13 protein-coding genes are annotated in these 18,858 nt (G+C 58.3%); 11 read left to right on the forward strand and 2 right to left on the reverse strand.

The window, feature by feature from the left end; translation table 11 throughout:
• The first annotated feature begins 9 nt into the window (after positions 1-9).
• From HZ99_RS03375 to HZ99_RS03420, 10 genes are all read left to right on the forward strand, one after another.
• Positions 10-1,449, forward strand: coding sequence for a catalase (locus tag HZ99_RS03375; protein WP_038441320.1), 1,440 nt, complete (start codon positions 10-12; stop codon positions 1,447-1,449).
• A 418-nt stretch (positions 1,450-1,867) separates the two neighbouring features.
• Positions 1,868-2,632: an HpcH/HpaI aldolase family protein gene (locus tag HZ99_RS03380; RefSeq protein WP_038441322.1), complete on the forward strand. Its 765-nt coding sequence runs from the start codon at positions 1,868-1,870 to the stop codon at positions 2,630-2,632.
• A 19-nt stretch (positions 2,633-2,651) separates the two neighbouring features.
• Positions 2,652-4,757: a TonB-dependent receptor family protein gene (locus HZ99_RS03385; protein ID WP_038441324.1), complete on the forward strand. Its 2,106-nt coding sequence runs from the start codon at positions 2,652-2,654 to the stop codon at positions 4,755-4,757.
• Positions 4,758-4,796: 39 nt separating this feature from the next.
• A complete protein-coding gene (locus tag HZ99_RS03390) occupies positions 4,797-5,996 on the forward strand; it encodes an ATP-grasp domain-containing protein (protein WP_038441326.1) in 1,200 nt (399 codons plus the stop codon).
• Positions 5,997-6,016: 20 nt separating this feature from the next.
• Complete coding sequence (locus tag HZ99_RS03395; protein ID WP_235205559.1) at positions 6,017-7,762, forward strand: IucA/IucC family protein; 1,746 nt, start codon at positions 6,017-6,019, stop codon at positions 7,760-7,762.
• Positions 7,747-8,889: an MFS transporter gene (locus HZ99_RS03400; RefSeq protein ID WP_038441330.1), complete on the forward strand. Its 1,143-nt coding sequence runs from the start codon at positions 7,747-7,749 to the stop codon at positions 8,887-8,889. The genes HZ99_RS03395 and HZ99_RS03400 overlap by 16 nt, the downstream gene beginning before the upstream one ends.
• The gene (locus HZ99_RS03405) at positions 8,886-10,658 is read left to right on the forward strand and encodes an IucA/IucC family protein (RefSeq protein WP_051903022.1); all 1,773 of its coding nucleotides are present in this window, start codon (positions 8,886-8,888) and stop codon (positions 10,656-10,658) included. Before HZ99_RS03400 ends, HZ99_RS03405 begins: the two co-directional genes overlap by 4 nt.
• On the forward strand, positions 10,655-11,839 hold the full coding sequence (locus tag HZ99_RS03410; protein WP_038441332.1) for a type III PLP-dependent enzyme: 1,185 nt from the start codon (positions 10,655-10,657) through the stop codon (positions 11,837-11,839). Before HZ99_RS03405 ends, HZ99_RS03410 begins: the two co-directional genes overlap by 4 nt.
• 227 nt (positions 11,840-12,066) lie before the next feature.
• On the forward strand, positions 12,067-13,563 hold the full coding sequence (locus HZ99_RS03415) for a serralysin family metalloprotease (protein WP_051903024.1): 1,497 nt from the start codon (positions 12,067-12,069) through the stop codon (positions 13,561-13,563).
• Between the two features lie 74 nt (positions 13,564-13,637).
• Positions 13,638-14,045, forward strand: coding sequence for an AprI/Inh family metalloprotease inhibitor (locus HZ99_RS03420; protein ID WP_038441334.1), 408 nt, complete (start codon positions 13,638-13,640; stop codon positions 14,043-14,045).
• Between the two features lie 61 nt (positions 14,046-14,106).
• Here the strand turns inward: HZ99_RS03420 and HZ99_RS03425 are convergent, their stop codons facing one another.
• Positions 14,107-14,520 carry a winged helix-turn-helix transcriptional regulator gene (locus tag HZ99_RS03425; RefSeq protein WP_038441336.1) on the reverse strand — a complete coding sequence of 138 codons (414 nt, stop codon included), beginning with the start codon at positions 14,518-14,520 and terminating at the stop codon, positions 14,107-14,109.
• 103 nt (positions 14,521-14,623) lie between these two features.
• Here HZ99_RS03425 and HZ99_RS03430 point away from each other — a divergent pair, with 103 nt between their 5' ends.
• Positions 14,624-15,211, forward strand: a complete 588-nt coding sequence (locus tag HZ99_RS03430; protein ID WP_038441337.1) for a glutathione binding-like protein — start codon at positions 14,624-14,626, stop codon at positions 15,209-15,211.
• Positions 15,212-15,315: 104 nt separating this feature from the next.
• Here the strand turns inward: HZ99_RS03430 and HZ99_RS27355 are convergent, their stop codons facing one another.
• Positions 15,316-18,750: an autotransporter domain-containing protein gene (locus HZ99_RS27355; RefSeq protein WP_158484041.1), complete on the reverse strand. Its 3,435-nt coding sequence runs from the start codon at positions 18,748-18,750 to the stop codon at positions 15,316-15,318.
• Between the last annotated feature and the right edge of the window lie 108 nt (positions 18,751-18,858).

An 18,858-nucleotide genomic window follows, 5' to 3' on the forward strand; every position in this document is an offset into this window, starting at 1 on the left:
GGAATAGATATGAAAAAACTAACCACGGCTTTTGGCGCTCCAGTCGTCGATAATCAAAATATTCAAACCGCCGGTCCTCGTGGCCCCGCGTTATTGCAAGACATATGGCTGCTGGAGAAGCTGGCCCACTTTGACCGAGAAGTCATTCCCGAGCGCCGCATGCATGCCAAAGGCTCAGGAGCATTCGGCACCTTTACCGTGACCCACGACATCACACAGTACACACGGGCAAAGATCTTTTCCGAGATCGGCAAACAAACCGAAATGTTCACCCGCTTTTCCACCGTGGCCGGTGAGCGCGGCGCCGCCGATGCGGAGCGCGACATCCGTGGCTTTGCCATGAAGTTCTATACCGAAGAAGGTAATTGGGACCTGGTGGGCAACAACACACCGGTGTTCTTCCTGCGTGACCCGCTCAAATTTCCCGACCTGAACCATGCGGTCAAACGTGACCCGCGGACCGGTATGCGCAGCGCCGAGAACCAATGGGATTTCTGGACCCAACTGCCCGAAACCCTGCATCAGGTCACGATCATCATGAGTGACCGTGGCCTGCCCCGGACCTGGCGGCATATGCATGGTTTTGGCAGCCACGCGTTCAGTTTCATCAATGCCAAAAATGAACGCTACTGGGTCAAATTCCACCTGCGCACCCAGCAAGGCATCGAAAACCTGACGGACGCCCAGGCCCAGGAGTTGGTGGGTCGGGACCGGGAATCTCACCAACGTGACCTGTACGAGTCCATCGAAAACGGCGACTTTCCACGCTGGAAACTGTTCGTGCAGATCATGCCGGAACAGCAAGCCGGCACCTATCACATCAACCCATTTGACCTGACCAAGGTGTGGCCAAAAGCCGACTACCCGTTGATTGAAGTGGGCATCATGGAGCTGAACCGCAACCCAGAGAACCACTTTGCCGATGTCGAGCAGGCCGCCTTCTCCCCCGCCAACGTCGTACCAGGCATCAGTTTTTCACCGGATAAAATGCTGCAAGGGCGTCTGTTTTCCTATGGGGACACCCAGCGTTATCGCCTGAGCGTCAACTTCCAGCAAATCCCGGTGAACGCTCCACGGGGGGCGGGCCAGGTAAACAGCTTTCACCGTGACGGCATGATGCGCGTGGACGCCAACGCTGGGGGAAGAACGTCCTATGAGCCGAATACCCGCGGCGAGTGGCAGGAACAACCGGACTTCCAGGAACCGCCCCTGACGCTGGAAGGGGCTGCCGGGCACTGGAATCATCGCGTGGACCCCGACTATTTTTCCCAGCCTGGAGCGCTGTTCAGAAAGATGTCACCGGCTCAGAAACAAGCACTGTTCGATAACACGGCGCGGTCCCTTGCCGGTGTATCAGCCCCCATCGTGCGGCTGCATATCGAGCACTGCACGAAAGCCGACCCCGATTACGGGCACGGCATTATCAAGGCGTTGGAAAGCTGCAAATAACCTTGAATGAAATGCCTGTACATCAACAAATGTTGCACTGGGACCCTGGTTTTACCGGGGTTCCATGTTCATATCGTCAGCGCGCCGCTTAAGAAAACGGATAATAACGCACGTTAATCCCGGCCACCGCGGTGCTGCTGTTCGGCTACTTGAGTTGACATATAGCAATATGCCTTCACGTTTGCGCAAATCAGTCCATCTACTGCACTTATGCTGACCCCATTATGTGAACAATCTGAATAAACAATGCAAACAAGACCCTTGGGGAGTCCCATTTATGACAACTTTGTAATAAAAATCTGAATCGCGGATTTTTTATGAGGGCAATCATGAATATTGCGAGTCAGCGACTAAAAATGTTTACTTATAGGAGAGAATGATTACTATTAGCGCATACCCACCTGAAGGATATGCGTCTGTGATAAGAACCTCTCCGGTGTTTCCCCGATTACAAGCAGGCAACAATGTTTACGGCCTACTCAACTCTCTTCCTTCTGCGATGCTGTGCGAAATGCTCGCGTTTGCGGGCTACGATTTTGTAATTCTTGATCTTGAGCACTTACTTCGCTCCGAAGAAGAAATCATGCATTGTGTCCGCGCCTGTGAGGCTGCTGGCATATCGCCTTGGTTGCGTATACCTGAAGTAGACGAAAAACTGATTGGTCGAGCACTGGATGCTGGTATTGAAGCCATTGTTGTTTCACGTATCGAAAGTGCTGCACAAGTTCAGCGTGCCGTCGATGCCGCCTTCTTTCCCCCGCTGGGAAAACGTGGAATAACCGGTGGACGTATCACCGGCTTCGGTCGGCTGCCATTACCTGAATATATTGATCTGGCCAATCGTCAGACCCCCATTGTTCCGATGATCGAAAGCCGCGCCGGGGTCGACGCTCTTGGCGAGATTCTGCAATTGCCGGGGGTCGGCATGATCATGGAAGGCGCACTGGATCTGTCACTCGATCTCGGCCTGGGCCCCGACCCTCTCAATCCCCAAGTCTGGCAAGTGCTGCAAGGCATGGCCGATGCCTGTCTTGGCGCGGGAGTACCGTTCTGCGCCAATCCCCGAACCCCCGAACAGAACGCGCTGTGGCGCGCTCGCGGTGTCCGCAGTTTTCTCGCCGGTGAAGACCGAGGCTTGTTGCATAACGCATTGAAAGCCCGCCTGCATTCTCTCCAGCAGTAAAAATGAGCCAAGTAGTCCTATGAAAACAACAACCTCACTACACTTCTCACTCAGCCTTATCACGTTGAGTATTTGTCACAGCGCCATGGCTGCCGATCAGCCGGCGGACGTGTCCACCGCCCCCACCGGCAGCGTGGTCCTGGCACCGATGACGATTCAGGGGGACGTTCTCGGCACCGCCAGCGATCAGGAAGTGCGCACTTATGCCGGCAGCCGCAGCGTTATCGACTCCAGCGCCCTGGAAAAGGCCAGCGCCCGCGGCCTGGACGATGCGCTGCAACGGGTGCCGGGCGTCAAGATCTTTGACGAAACCGGCACCGGCGCCCTGCCCCAGATCTCGGTGCGCGGGCTGTACGAGAGTCGTAGCGGCAGGATTCAAGCCTTGTCGGATGGCATTCCATTGGCACTGGCCCCTTACGGCCAGACCGGTTTGTCACTGTTCCCCATGACCATGGCCACGGTCGACCGCATTGATATCGTGCGCGGGGGCGCTGCCGTGCAATACGGTCCGAACAACGTTGGCGGCGTGATCAACTTCATCAGCAAGCCGATTCCCCGCGAGTGGGAAACCACGCTGCAGGAGAAATTGACCCTCAACCCCGGCGGGCGCCAGTTGTGGGATAGCTACATGGGCACCGGCGGCTACCTGACCGACAACTTTGGCCTGCAACTGGACATCAACACCCTGGGGGGCGAGTACGGCCGTGAGCACTCCGACACCGATGTACAGAACTACCGCCTGCGCGGCCAATGGAACATCGATGACGATCGCGACCTGAGCTTCGGTATCCAGCGCTATAAAGCCGATATGGACCTGGCCGGTGCTCTCAGCGTGAAGGATTACAAGCGTGATCCTCGGCAATCGACGCGCCCGCTGGACCGCTTCGAGGGCGACACCAATCGCGTCTGGGGGACTTACACCCAGCGTCTGGGCGCCATGGGCCCCTTCGACACGGTAGAGTTCAGCTGGACCAACTTCGCCCACGACAGCTACCGCAACTTCGTGGTAGGCCTGCCGTTCACCCCAAACGGTACGGCAGTCACTAAACAGGACGGCCCACGCAACTTCAAGGTCTGGGGCACGGAGCCACGCATCAGCGCCACCATCGATGGCGACACCGTTGGGCAAACCTGGTTGCTGGGCGCCCGTTATGTCAGCGAAGACATCGATTACAAAGTTAACCGCCAGAACGTCGCCAGCAGCGTGACAACGCCGTTCCGGGACTGGAAGTTCAATGACGACGCCCGTGCGTTCTACCTCAGCAACGCCATCAGCCTGCTCGATCGCCGCCTGACCATCACCCCCGGTGTGCGCTACGAAAATGCGCGTATGGATTACGGTGATGGCATCACCGGGTTCTCACGGGAAAACAAATCCGAAGAATGGCTGCCGGGCTTGACGGTCGGTTATCAGGCGACCGACGCCTGGTACATCTATGCCAATGCCCAGAAGTCCCTGCGCCCGCCGCAAGTCACCCAGATCGTCAAGGAAGGCGATGTCGCCGCCGAGCTGGCGTGGAACTACGAGACCGGTGTGCGCTATACCCCGTGGGACGGCATGCGCGTCGACTTCAATCTGTATCGCATCGATTTCGATGACCAGATCGCCTACAACGCCACGACCGACCGTTTCGACAACCTTGGAAGTACACGTCACCAGGGGTTCGAAACCGAGATTTTCTGGACGCCGCAAGCCCTGCCCAATCTGGACCTGCATGCCAGCTATGCCTACCTCGATGCCAAGCAGCGCAACGGCACCTACAAGGACAACGAAGTCCCGTACTCCTCGCGCAATCAGTTCACGGTTGACGGCCGCTACCGTTTTGCCGAGCACTGGACGTACAACCTTGACGGCCTGTACGTCAGCAGCGCTTACACCGATGCCGCCAACTCGCGCAATGAAGATGCCACTGCCAGCGTCGGCAAACTGCCGGCTTACTGGGTCTGGAACACCGCCATTGCCCGCGAGTTCAAGCTGGACAACAAGAGCGTCCTGACCGCGTCTGCCGGCGTCAGCAACCTGTTCAACCGCGAGTACTACTTCCGCGGTATCGATACCAGCCCATGGGGGCGTCAGCCCGCGCCGGAGCGCTCGCTCACGCTAGGCGTCAACTACCGCTTCTAAAATGCGCCCTTGCGCACCGTCGCCCCTAGGAAAACTGTTATGCAACGTTCATTTGTCATGCTTGCCCATGTCGCCCACCCTGCCATTCTCGAGGGTTTCCTGCCTGCCGCAGACAAACGCGGGTTGCCGATCGTGATCATTACCGATCACGCTCAGGAACACCGGCGCCTGCTCGCCACGTCACCTACCGCATCGCAAGCAGTGCACGTTATCGAATGCGATGTGTTCAATCCGCTGGCGGTCATCGAGACCCTCAACAGCCAGGGCTTGCAACCGGTTGCCGTGTTCTCCAACAGCGATCACCTGCAGACCGCGACAGCGATAGTGGCCGAGGCATTTGAATGCCCTGGCAAGGACTGGCGCATATGCTACGCGGCCAAGAACAAAGCGGCCATGCGCGAGCGCATGCAGCGTCTGGGCTTGCCCGGCCCGTGGTTTCAGGTGCTCACGCCCCACGCCGGACTGCCGAGCGATGCGCCTTGGCCGGTGGTTGCCAAACCGCGCGAAGGTGTGGCCAGCCTGGATGTCCGGTTGTGCCACAACGCCGCCGAACTGAGCCTTTACTGCGAGCAGTTCTGGCAACAGCAACCGGGCCGGGCACTGTTGCTGGAGGCGTACATGGAAGGCCCGCTGTTCACCCTCGAAACCCTGGGTGACGGGCACAGCCTGCACGTGATCGGCGGCTTTGACGTCACCCTGTCGTCCCCACCGCATTTCGTAGAGCTTGCCGCTCGCTGGGATGGCCCGCTGAGCCGCGCCCATCGCACTGCCGCGCTGGCTCAGGTCGCCGCGTTCGGGGTCGGTTTCGGTGTGTGTCACAGCGAGTTCATTTTGACCGCCCAAGGTCCGGTGCTGGTTGAAATCAACTATCGCAGCATCGGCGATGGTCGCGAGTTCCTGCTGGATCGGCTGCTGCCACAGGGGTGGTTCGAGCGCATTGTCGCTCTGCACCTGGGAGGCGAGCTGGCCGCCCCACAGCCGGCACACGCTGCGGCAACGGTTCACTACCTGGTAGCCGATCGTTCGGGACGCCTGGATCAGGCCAGCGCCAGCTTCAACATCGAGCGCGAGGAACACTGGTGCGATTACCGTGCGCTGCACACTGCCGGCGACACCATCACCCTCAGCCACTCCAACAAGGACTACATTGGCGTGCTGAGATTGATCGCACCCGATGACGTGAGTCTTGAAGCGCAGCTGGATGCAACCCTGCACGACCTCAAGTGGGTGGTGGTATGAGCCCGCAGGATCAGGCGTTCATGACTCGACGCATCATCGATTGCTGCCTGCGCGAAGATATCCGCGGGATCGTCAGCCAAGGGCAGATTTGCCCGCTGGCGCCAGACCTGAGGCCGCACGTGCCGGATCAACCCGACACCCACTGGTTGCGAATCGCTCATTTGGGCGGCGACGAACTCTGGTTGCCGGTGACCAAGGCGTATCCGCTACAGGACTGGATCGGTACGGGCGAGGCCTGGATCAAGGTGTCGCCGCAGCGTCACATCGAAATGCAACTCGGCTACCGGCTCTGGCTGGGCCACCTGAGCCACGGCCTGGATGAAGATAGCCTGAACCTGTTCGCGGCGTATCTGAAAGAAGCCGATTGCGCGGCTGAACACCGGGCCCTGTGCAACCAAGCGTATCACCGTCATGCGCCCATGCTGAGCGAGGCGCTTGATGTGCAGGACTGGTCGCAGAGGCTGCTGAAAATCGACCAATTGGCCAGCTACCTGGATCACCCGTTTTATCCAACGGCACGGGCCAAAAGCGGCTTTGATGCCACTGCGCTCAAAGGCTACGCGCCAGAGTTCGCACCGCGCTTTGAACTCAACTGGCTGGCGGTTCCCAACCAGGCACTGACCCTGACCTGCCCACAGCCGCCGCACTGGCCGGACTTCGAGGCGGTCGGCTTGCCACTGAGCTTGCAAAACAGCCATGTATTGCTGCCAGTACACCCGCTGACCTGGGACGAACTGGAGCACTTTGGCCTGCCTGAGGGCACATTCAAGGCGCCACGCACTGCCATGCAGGTCGAGCCTACGCTGTCCGTGCGCACAGTGGTCTGCGTGCAGCAACCTCAGTGGCACATCAAATTGCCGTTGTTGGTCAGCACGCTCGGCGCACGCAATCTGCGCCTGATAAAACCCAGCACCCTCTACGACGGTCACTGGTTCCAGACCACTCTGATGACGTTGGCCGAGCGCGACCCCACCCTGGCCTCACGTTATGTGCATGTCGATGAACAACACGGTGGCCATGCCGCCGAAAGTCGCCATCTGGCCTATATCGTACGCCGCTACCCGACAGGGCTTGAGAACACCACCCTGGTGCCTGTCGCGGCACTGGCCGCCCCGCTTGCCGATGGGCGCCTGTTTCTCGAACAACTGGTCGAGCGCTTCCACGGCGGTTCGCTGCAACAATGGCTGGAGGAGTATCTCGATCTGTTGCTTCAGGTCCACCTGCGACTGTGGCTGCAGTATGGCATCGCGCTGGAGGCCAACCAGCAGAACGCCGTCTTGATATTCGAGCAGGGTCAGCCATTGCGCCTGCTGATGAAGGACAACGACGCCGCGCGCCTGTGGCCGCAGCGCTTTGCAACGGCTTGCCCGGATCTTGCTGATCTGCCGGCAGCCTTGCAGGACGAGCGCATTCGCGTCGACGGCAGCCAGGCCCTGGCCGAGATGTTCTGCACCATTACCTTGCAGTTGAACATCGTTGCGATCCTGGAAGCGATAGCCACCGCAGGCCTGGCGTCCCGATCCAGCCTGTACGGCACGCTGCGTCAGCGTCTCATGGGGGGCCTGGAACAACTCCAGGCGCAAGGCATCGACTGTCACGATGCGCACTTCTGGCTGCTCGATCGCCCGAAACTGCCGGTCAAATACTTGCTCAGCGCCGGCAGCCTGTTCAGCAAGGCGCATTCCGGGGCCAGCGACATCAATAAGTTCTATGGCTACAGCGCAGCCAACTTCCTGCTGGCGGAGGCTGCATGCAAAGGCGTCTGATCACCAGCGTCTTGCTGGGGCATTACCTGTCTGCCTTCACGGCGCTGGGCATTCCGTTGTACCTGCCGCGCATCCTCAACGACCTGGCACCGGACACTCCCGGCTGGGCCATCGGCGTGCTGTTCGTACTGCCGACCCTCTGCACCGCGCTGGCGGCGCCGATCTGGGGGCGCTGGGCCGATCGCAACGGTTGTCGCCTGTCTTTGCTGCGTGCGCATGCCGGGCTGTTTGCGGGCTTTCTGCTGGCCGGCTTCAGCCCCAATCTAACGGTGTTTGTCCTGGCATTGATCATTCAGGGCACCTTTGGCGGTGCAATGGCGGCATCCAACGCCTACCTGTCGACCCAGTTCAAGGGGGGCGATTTGTCTCGCGCCCTGAACTGGACACAGTATTCAGCACGCCTGGCGATGATCAGCGGCCCGATCCTGTTGGGGCTGTTGACTGCGCAGGGCTTGGGGCTAGAGCTGTATCGCTACCTGGCCTGGTTACCCCTGCTGGCTTTCGTGCTTATCCTGCCGCTGCCCAAGGACGCCCCCAGGCATGCCTTGGCCAATAAGAAAACAGAACCCCTGGGCGAACTGCCGGTAGACATGGCGCGATTACTGGCGGTGCAATTTCTGTTCAGTTTCGCGATGGTCGTCACCTTCCCTTACTTCGTGCCCTTCGGCGAGCAACTGAACATTGGCAACGATGCCCTGATCGGCGTGCTCTACAGCCTGCCGCACCTGGTTTACCTGCTGGCCTTGCCCTGGGTTCAGAAGCATCAGGGCAACCTGCTGTTGCCGGGGCTGGCGTTGCTGGCGATCAGTAACGCCCTGCAATTCTGGAGCGTGCAGGCTGAGCTGCTGTTCGCGCTGCGCCTGCTCAACGGTGCCGGCATGCTGCTCAGTTTTGTCGGGCTGCACCGATGCCTGAGCCAGCGCAGCCAAAAAGGCAGCGCCGGTCGCCTGTTTGGCTGGTTCGACTCCAGCGGCAAATGGGCCGGCACCGCTGCCGGGGTCACCGCCGCGCTGGTCAGTCAGGCCTGTGGCATCGCTTCGCCCTTTCTCGTTGCGTGTCTGGCGGCCATAACCGCCATGGTACTTGCCCGTCCGCTATTGATCGCTTCCCGGGAGATTCCGGCATGACGCTTGCTCTGAATACCACATCACAAAACACTGTCTCCCTCCATGACCATGCACTCGATGGTGAGGCCGAACGGCATGCCATCGAATGCCTGCTCAACTGCTATTTGCGTGAATACGCCTTGCCGCGCAACGAAGCGAATCTGAACTATCAGGCACAGGATCTGCCGATGAGCCTGCGCCAGGCCAACGCTCGCTGCATCGGCATTCGCCTGCCCAGTGGCCGGCTGATTGTGCGCATCGACCGCTGTAGCCTGCTGGGCCGTTGCCACTACTTAAGCGGCCCTTATTTCAAAGGCCACAACCAGAGCTGGCGCCCCTTGAGTGCCGCCGAGCTCGCCCGCCTGCTCTGCACCCCGCTGAGTGGCGTCGAGCGCGTCAGCGAGATGCTGCAACAAGTCGCTAACAGCTTGCAGATCACCCGCACCTTTTTGCGTCACTCACGCCCAACCGAAGCCACCGACAGCCTGCTGGCCTCCGAACAGCACCAGCTGTGGGGCCACGCGCTGCATCCGACGCCGAAAAGTCGCGAAGGCATTTCCCATGAGGATTTGCTGGCCTGCTCGCCGGAAGTCGGCGCCCGCTTTCAATTGCACTGGTTCAAGGTCGATCCGACGCTGATTCGTCATCAGGGCGAGGACCCGCGCAGCACGCTGCAGCACCTGTCGGGGCGCGACGATGCCTACCCGTGCCACCCCTGGGAAGTCGCCCGCGTGCTGGCCGACCCGCTGGTACAGCGCGCGCAACAAGAAGGGTTGATCCAATACCTCGGTCCACTGGGGCAGGCCATGTACCCGACGTCATCGGTGCGCACGCTCTACCATCCGCAAATGGCCTATTTCATGAAGTTCTCGATGCACGTGCGCCTGACCAACTGCGTGCGCAAGAACGCCTGGTATGAACTGGACAGTGCCGTCGCCCTCACCCGTCTGCTCGGCCCGGTCATGGACGCCCTGGCGACACAGCAACCCGGCTTCAGGCTGATGCCCGAGCCCAGCGCCACCAGCCTGGACCTCAGTGCTCTGGGGACGCTGGAGCAGGCCCGCGAAGTCACCGAGTGTTTCGGTATCGTCTACCGGGAGAATCTTCCCCTCGCTGACCGCAAGCAACATCAACCGCAAGTGGCAATGGCGCTGTTTACCTGGGATCGGCAAGGTCGCAGTGTGTGCCGTCTGCACGTGCAGCGTTATGCCGACAGCACCGGCTTGAGCATTGAGCAAGCCACGCTGAACTGGCTGCAGGCCTATGCCAGCCAGATGCTCGGCGGCGTGCTGTATTGCCTGTTCCGCCAGGGCGTGGCATTGGAGCCGCACTTGCAGAACACCGTCATCGGTTTCGCTGAAAACGGGCTGCCCAGCCGGGTCTGGATTCGCGATCTGGAGGGCACCAAGCTGGTGCCTGAAATCTGGCCCGCCGAACGACTGAGCGCACTGGATGAACGTACCCGCAGTTCGGTGTACTACAGCGCGCAAAAGGCCTGGCAACGAGTGGGTTACTGCGCATTGGTGAACAATCTCGGCGAAGCGATCTTCCATCTGGCCAACGGCAGCGGCTCGCTGGAGCAGCAGTTGTGGGCACAGGTCGGCGACCTGCTGCACGTGCAATCCGCGCGCCTGGACCATCCGACAGAACTGCGTGAGCTGTGCGCTGGCGCCCCTTTCCCCAGCAAGGAAAACTTCATGACTCGCCTGATGATGCGTGCCGACCGCGAGGCAGGCTACACCTGGTTGCCCAGTCCGCTGGCGGTGGTTGATAAGAGGAAGCGCGCATGAGCCTTCCCGTTGCCGTGACCCAGCGCATCCTGCAGCTCAAGGCTGAGCACGACGCGCCCTTATGCGCCTACGTCTACGACCTGCCCGCCCTTGAACGCCACATAAAGGCGATGCGCCAGGTTCTGCCGGAAAACTGCGAACTGTTCTACGCGGCCAAGGCCAATCCGGAAGCCCAGGTGCTGAAAACCCTGGCGCCGTGGGTCGACGGTTTCGAGGCGGCCTCTGGCGGCGAACTGACGTGGCTGCATGAACAGTGCCCCGACCAGCCGCTGATCTTTGGCGGCCCTGGCAAGCTTGATCGCGAACTGGACATTGCCCTGCAATACCGGACGTCGGCGTTTCATGTCGAAAGCCTGACCGAACTGCGCAGCCTGGCACGTATCGCCCGCGAACGGGGAACCCAGGCTCCAGTCATGCTGCGGCTGAACCTGAAGCTGGCCCAGGCCCCGCAAAGCCGCTTGGTCATGGGCGGCAAACCCACACCGTTCGGCCTGGATGAAGAGGGGCTGGCAAGTGCCCTGCAGTTGCTGCGCGAAGAACCGTCTCTGGCGCTCAAGGGCCTGCACTTTCATCTGTTGTCGCACCAGTTGGATGTCGACGCGCACCTTGAATTGATCCGCAGCTACTTCTTAACCTTCCGCCAACTGTGTTCAGGCTACAACCTGCAACTGCCGCTATTGAATGTCGGCGGTGGAATGGGCATCAATTATCAGGATGCGGCGCAGTCTTTCGACTGGGCACGCTTCTGCCAGGGCCTGCAGGCGCTGATCAATCAGTACGACATGGGCGCAACCCGCGTACGTTTCGAGATCGGCCGCTTCATCAGCGCGGCGTGTGGCTACTACGTCATGCAGGTGCTAGACATCAAAAGTAGCCATGGCGAGTTTTTTGCCATCGGCCACGGCGGCACTCACCACTTTCGCACACCCTCGGCTCAAGGCCACGACCATCCTTTCACGGTATTGCGAGGCTCTCAGCCGCCTCAGATCAGTAATCAAACCGTCACACTGGTAGGCCAACTTTGTACACCCAAGGACGTTCTTGCCAGGCAGCAGCCGGTGGCACAGCTGGCGATTGGTGACCTGCTGGTGTTCACGCTCGCGGGCGCCTATGCCTGGAACATCTCACACCAGAACTTCCTGATGCACGAGCCGCCCTTGAAGGTTTTTATCGAGAGCTGATTGCACATGAACACACCAGCCGGCGCCCTCCTCCTGCCACGCCTCATTGCCGACGGTTTAATGAACTTTGCTTTCGAGAACAGTATCAATCACTGGGACCCCGCCCAGGGGGTTTCTGGATGACCCTGCACCTGGGGTGGTTGATGTATCTGAATGGAGGCAGTGGGTCTGCATGAGTGCTGCCTTTGTTTCTTCCTTTCGATATTCAGTCATTAAAGGACACGCACATGGCCATGGTTTATCAATCTGTAGGCGAACGGCTTCAGGCTCAAGGAAACAGCGAGGCCTACGGGCAGTTCAATGAATTCTCCCGTCTGTACGAACGCGGCGGTGACCGGGAGCTGAACGGCAAGCCGTCGTTCACCGTCGACCAGGCTGCGGCGAAGATCGCCGGCAACAATGCCTGGCGACCGGCTGAGGGCGCGGATGAGATCAGCCTCACCTATGCCTTTCGTACCAGCGCCGACGCGAATACCCTCCAACAGGCGGGGATCGACGGGTTTAGTGAGTTCAGCGACACGCAGAAAATCCAGGCGCGCGCATCGATACAGTCCTGGACGGATGTGGCGAATATAACCTTGACCGAGGTGGCGGCAGATGCGTCGCCGAGTATCACGTTCGGCAATTATTCCCAAGGCGGCTGGGGAGATGCATTCAACCTTTCAAGCACCCGAGGGGCACCTGGGGACGTACAACGCGAGGTCGTTTCCGCTCAGGTCTGGATGGGGCCCACCACCCAGGACCCGGCCCTCGGAAATGCCGGGCGCCTGAGCCTGACCCATGAGTTCGGCCATGCGCTGGGCCTGGAGCACCCGGGCGCATACAACGGTGCCTCGGCGAGTTACGAGAACAACGCCGGGTATGCCGAAGACACCCAAGGCTACTCGCTCATGAGCTACTGGAGCGAGAGCAATACCCGCCAGGACTTCTCGCAGAGGACCACGACGATCGAGGAGATTGACGGCAACCTGTACCAGGTTACCCGAACCACCCAAGGCTACAGCGCCGCGCCGCTGCTCGACGACATTGCGGCCATCCAGCAGGTTTATGGCGCCAATACCCAAACGCGCAGCGGTGATACGGTGTATGGCTTCAACTCCAATACCGACCGCGATTTCCTCACGCTTACTGCCGACAGTGCCAAGCCGATCTTCGCCGTATGGGACGCCGGCGGAAACGATACCCTGGACTTCTCCGGTTTTACCCAGGACCAGAAGATCAACCTCAACGAAGGCGCGTTCTCCAACGTCGGCGGCTTGGTCGGAAACGTCGCGATCGCCCAGGGCGTAACGCTGGAGAATGCCATCGGTGGCAGTGGCAACGATCTGCTGATCGGTAACGCCGCGGCCAACGAGCTTACGGGTGGCGCGGGCAATGACGTGCTGTTCGGCGGCTTGGGTGCGGATAAATTGTGGGGGGGCAGCGGCGCGGATACCTTTTTGTTCAGCGATGCGGCGCAGTCCACGCTGTCCAGCAAAGACCAGATCCTCGACTTCACTTCGGGCCAGGACAAGATCGACCTGTCAGCCTTCAGTGCCTTTATCACTGGCAACCTGGCGTTGAATTTCGTCAGCACCTTCAGCAGCCAGGCCGGACAGGCGTTGCTGAGCTTTGACGATATCGCCGGGACCAGCGAACTGCAGCTCGACCTGACGGGCGATAGCCAGGCCGATTTCGCCGTTCAACTGGTTGGCCAGGTTATTGCGGCGGATATCGTCGTCTGAATCGTCTCCACAGGTGCTCAGCGGGGGCGGCACGCGGTCTGTGCCGCTCCCTTCTCTGAGCAGAGGGTTGTTCTATGCAAGCGAAACGGGCCTGGGCGCTCCTCGCAGCCCTGGCACTGATTGATTTACCGGGAGAGTCCGCGATGGCCAGTACGCTGAGAATGCCACGTTTCGAGGAGCTTGAAGGGCAATGGCGGGTCTACCTGCAGCAGGAGCAGGACCAGACCTGCACGCTGGCGTTGCACGCCCGGTCGCGTGCCGTAGAGGGCGAACTGGCATGCGCCGCTCATTGGCTTGGCGGCATGCCGGCAGCCTGGGAACCGACGCCGGATGGCATCAATGTGTATTCCGGCGATGGCCGCCGGCTTATGCACTTCGGCAGACAGCCCGAGAACATTTATCTGGGACGCCTGCCGGCCGGCGGTTTTCTGGTGCTGGAGCGCATTGTTCCAACACGTTCGACTCTAGCGCCTTCAAGCTGATACCGGGGCGGTGGCGAGTCGTGAACAAGAGCGTTACCTTCGGCGGCAACCAGAAAGCCCCCTAGCCCTCCTGTTTATCGTCTTTCTGTTCGGCCTCCATGGCGGCCTGGAGGCAGGCATCGTATTGCGCACGATTGCTGTGAATGACTTTGATATGGCGTTGTGCCCAATTACCTAATTGCAATATCGGCACAGACAATGACTGCCCTAACTCTGTCAACGCATATTCAACTTGGGGCGGCATGGTTCTATGCACCGTGCGCGTGACTAATCCGTCACGTTCCAAGGCTTTGAGAGTTCGTGTCAACATTTGTTGTGAGATGCCGCCCACCTGGCGTTTTATTTCATTGAATCGCCTGGGTTGCCCGTGAAGAACCATCACCACGAATACAGTCCATTTTTCACCGATACGACTAAGAATTTCACTTACGGGGGCACAACTGGCGTGTTCACTAAGAGGTGCGGTCACATTCATATGACTAAGTCCTGAAAAAATGCGTTCTTGGCAAAGGGGTGATGATCCAATATTTTGGCGTGGTTATCGGCACACAATTATTTTCTGAATAAGGAGGAACTTTATGAAGCTTTATTACTCACCAGGCGCCTGTAGCCTGGCCACACATATTGCACTTATCGAGGCCGGTATTCCATATCAATTAATCAGTGTCGGTCGCGATAAATTCACAGGCGATGGACGGAACTTTATCAAGATCAACCCTAAAGGATATGTGCCTGCGCTTGAGTTAGATGACGGAAATGTAATGACTGAGAATTTGGCGATTTTAATGTTCATCGCACATTCCTCAGGCATGCTTTTGGCGTCGCAGGGCATGGCCCGCTGGCGTGTGCTTGAAGCCACGGTTTTCATGACAACTGAGATCCATGGAAACTTCAAGCCTTTTTTCCATGCTGGCGCTACCGAGGCAGAGCAGGATAAAGCGAAGTCACTACTGATCAAGAATTTCGGGCTGCTTTCAGAGCAGCTGGGCGAGAAGGAGTATCTAGTCGGCGAAGAACCCACTATTGCTGATATCTATTTGTTTGTGATGCTGAGTTGGCTCGACCATTTGAAACTTGAGGGGGCAGAACCGTTCCAAGGGTATTTGCAACGCATGAAAAGCTTGCCTTCGGTACAGCTGGCCTTAAAGGAAGAGGGACTTATTTGAGGAATCAGATGTTGCCTCGAAACACATGATAACGCGTAAATATAAATACGCCGTTATCAGCGCCACGAGGCTGGCAACGGCGTATTAAAGTCTATGTAGGCACTCTAAAATCTGAAAGCAACTCCTGCGTTGATACCGTGACTGTTCTCGGCATCGGAAACTATCCCGCTATAGTTGAGCGATATCGAAGTGTCTTTGGACAGCACAGTTTCGACGCCTAACTTCAACAATGCACCGTCGCGGGACACCGGCACGCTGTTGACTGTAAAGGCTGTATTGCTACCGGCGAACTTCAGCGACGTGTCACGTGCCAGATTGCCGAACTGATGCAGCCAACCCAGTTCGCCACGCAAGGTCACAGCCCGGCCTGACTCATTCGGCAAACGCATTTGCCCGCGGACCCCTAGCGTGGAAAATGTCGCATTCTGGGTTTGTGCGCTGGAGTGCAAAGACGTTTGCCCTCCCCGCTCTTTGAAGCGGTCACTCTTGAAATTGACTTGGTTCAAATTGACAAAGGGCTCCACATTTTCCCATCGGTTATAACTGGCTTCAGCGAATACCTGATCGGTGCGGGATGTATAGTGCGCCTTCTGGCGCTCGGAGACGGGGTCGTACACAACACTGCGGGAGGTCTCCTGGACATGCCAGGTAGACGCAGCCCCCATACGCAATGACAAGTGGTCGAAGCGCTTCCCGCCATACAACGACAGGTGATAGTCGTCACTCTCCCCAGAGGCAGAAGATGCACCATTCAATGTTGTGCGGGTGTAGCCGGTAGCGCCCCCTAAACGCCAGCCATCCGTTATTTCAGTATCCATCCCGAGCAGTACACCGCGGGTGGAGGCGCTATAGCCTCTGGCTGCGTTGCTTGCCTCTATCTGGCTTCGGCCTCCGAGTATCTGGACCCACCCTCCCTCACCCACCTGTGCGATTTGTGCATCAGTGGCCTGTTGCTGGGTTTGTTGCAAGCGCCCGTTCAACGCTTCGCGAAGGTAGCGACTGCCCGCGATCTGCGCCGCAGCAAGGTCAGAGTGAACCTGCCCGGTCAGTTGATTGAAGGTTTGCCGAGCCTGTGCACTTGAACGGGAGAGCAAAATGCTTTCGTAGACCTGATTGCCTGCTTTTAGCGTCTCGGCCGCTGCCGCCACCGCGCGTTCATTTGGGGTTTGTGCCACCTGCGCAAAACCCGTGGCGTTTCGATCAATACTCAGTATCACCTGTCGGGGCTGGTAGCTCAGATCGGCTCCCAGAAAGAGATAAGCAGGGCTCACCGAGTCAAACTTGCCGGTGACACCCGCGTTTGCGCTCAGGATGTTGAACCGTTGCCCAAGCAGACTGTGGGCCTCGCCCGAACTCAACGGGGCCGCCGCATTCTCCAGGGATACCACGACATCGCCACCCGCGATCACGGCGTTACCTGTCGCCTGGATGCGGTCACTGCGCCCGTCAGGCGCCACTTCTACGGCATACAGTGAGCCGGGATTGAAAGAGACGTCACCGGCGTTCAACACCCCAATAGAATGACCGGGGGCGATCTGGCCGCCACTGTTAAGCACCAGTTGCTGGACAACGCCTCTACCTGACAGGCGAGCTGCTTTTCCTTGCGCCGCGCTGCCCAGCACGACCTGGCCAACCTGCCCGCCATCGTTGACTTGCAGCAAGCCGCCACTCTTGACCGTTACACCGTCAACCCGACCGTTGACCGCCAGCACCGCGTTGCGATCAACGATGGCTTGAGAGGCGATAGACCCATTGATGGTCAACCGTCCCTCATCGATGAAGGTGTTGCCTGAGTACGTGTTTTCAGCGTTGAGTGTTAACTGGCCAGCACCCAGCTTGATCAGATCCCCTGTACCGCTGATCACGCCATCGACCTTGACGTTGTTGCTTGCGTCATCGATCTGTAGCGCACCGCCTGCACCGTCCAGTTGCACGGTTCCCGTCAGGCTGCCCATCTGGCTCGCGACAATCCTCAAGGTGCCATCGTTCAGCACCAGCCTCTTGGACTTGGCGCCCAAGGCTTCATCTTCCTCGACGATCAGGGTTTTACCGTCCTGGATCACAGACTCGCTGAACCGGGCGTGATCATCCAGGCAATAGCGACTGATCGCCTTGCTCAAGCCTGCGTCTGTGCTGGAGCAGTCAAGCCGTGATTTCTTCTGCGCAAGTGTCAGGCCCTGCAAGGTGGGGATGCCGTTCTCATCAGCGACCTGCCCAAGGTACACGTCGTTACGCTGGTTGTTGCGTGTGAGGAAATACGCCCCGGAGTTGCCCGCATAGGCCGCAGCGTCCGCGCCCCAAATCAAGCGTAGCTTTTGCGTTTCCTTGCCCATTTCCAGTGCGCTATACGTCTGCAGTTGTGGCCCGGCCCAACGCACAGTGACCGCTACGGGCTCATGGTCTGAGAGTGATTGAAGCTTGCCACCCGACTGAAACTGGGATTGCTGTGTCAGCACGCCAGTGTTTTTGGCCGTTTCATCCACCACCATCCATTTGGCAAAAGGACGTGAAGCAAAAACATGGTCAATTTTAACTTTCCCCCAACTTGGCCAGACACTTTGACTTGCCACCTCATTCAGGCTGGGCCATGTGGTTCTACCGTCACCCGCCTCAAGGGGCTCGAACAACTCTTTGCTATTGGCATTTTCCAGCATCTGATTCTCTTGTTTCAGCACATTCAACGAAACAGGCAAGTTGTTTTTTACCGGGTACGTTTCGTTGGCGAACCAGTTTGCAGGTATTTCTTTACTTCCATCTCCCGCTTGAATGTAACGCTGAACGGCTTCGGCCGCTTCGGGACTGACGGGGTATTCCTTGAGCAAGTTCATATACAGCTGCGACCGATTGTTCGGGCTTGCCTTTGTGGTTTTCAGGAGCAAATAGGCTTGTTCTTCAACCGTCAGCAGTCCGCGCTCAGAAACATCCCCGGCATTAAAGTCGCCCATGCTGATCATGGGCAATAACGTCTGTTTCACACGTTGATTATATTGTTGATTGTCGGCCAGCCGACGCGTGGACTCATCGTAATAGTTGGAGTGTTCATTGTGAACAATGACCGTTGGAAAGCCATTGCCTGGCCTGAGCAAGGCATCGCCGTTGGGCAAGACTTCCCTTGCATTGGCTTGAACAGTGGTGGCAACGCCTTCAGTGTTGGCGGTACCCAAAAAAGCCGGGGCAAAATAGCTCGTGTTGTTTTTGTTGCTGAGCGCCAACTGGGTTTTCATGCTCTCGATAAAAAGTGCTTTTTGTGCACGGTTATTATCGAGTTCAGGAAAAACCGCCACATCGGGTTTGACGGTGTCGAGCAGATTGTTCATCGCCTCAGAAAAGCCAGCCGGTCGTCCCTGCGCATCTTTGCTCCAGATGCTCGAATTGGCTTGCTTGTTCCAGATATTGAACACCATAAACTTCAAGGCATTGTCTTGTTTTTCGAGGTTTTGCTCACCGGCAGTTGCCGTATTTGAAAAAACGGATGCGACAGCCAGAGTTCTAAACAGTTTTTTCCTGGCGTGTGCTCGATGTTCAGAGAAAAGGTTCAAGTGTTTGCCCTCGTGTGTGCATCCAGACTTCTTTTGCGCATGACGACTCCCTACAAGACATTGATAGCTCCACACCGCAGAACATAGACGGAGTCTACTCGTTTCTTG

The organism is Pseudomonas fluorescens (genome assembly GCF_000730425.1).
Lineage (GTDB): Bacteria > Pseudomonadota > Gammaproteobacteria > Pseudomonadales > Pseudomonadaceae > Aquipseudomonas > Aquipseudomonas fluorescens_X.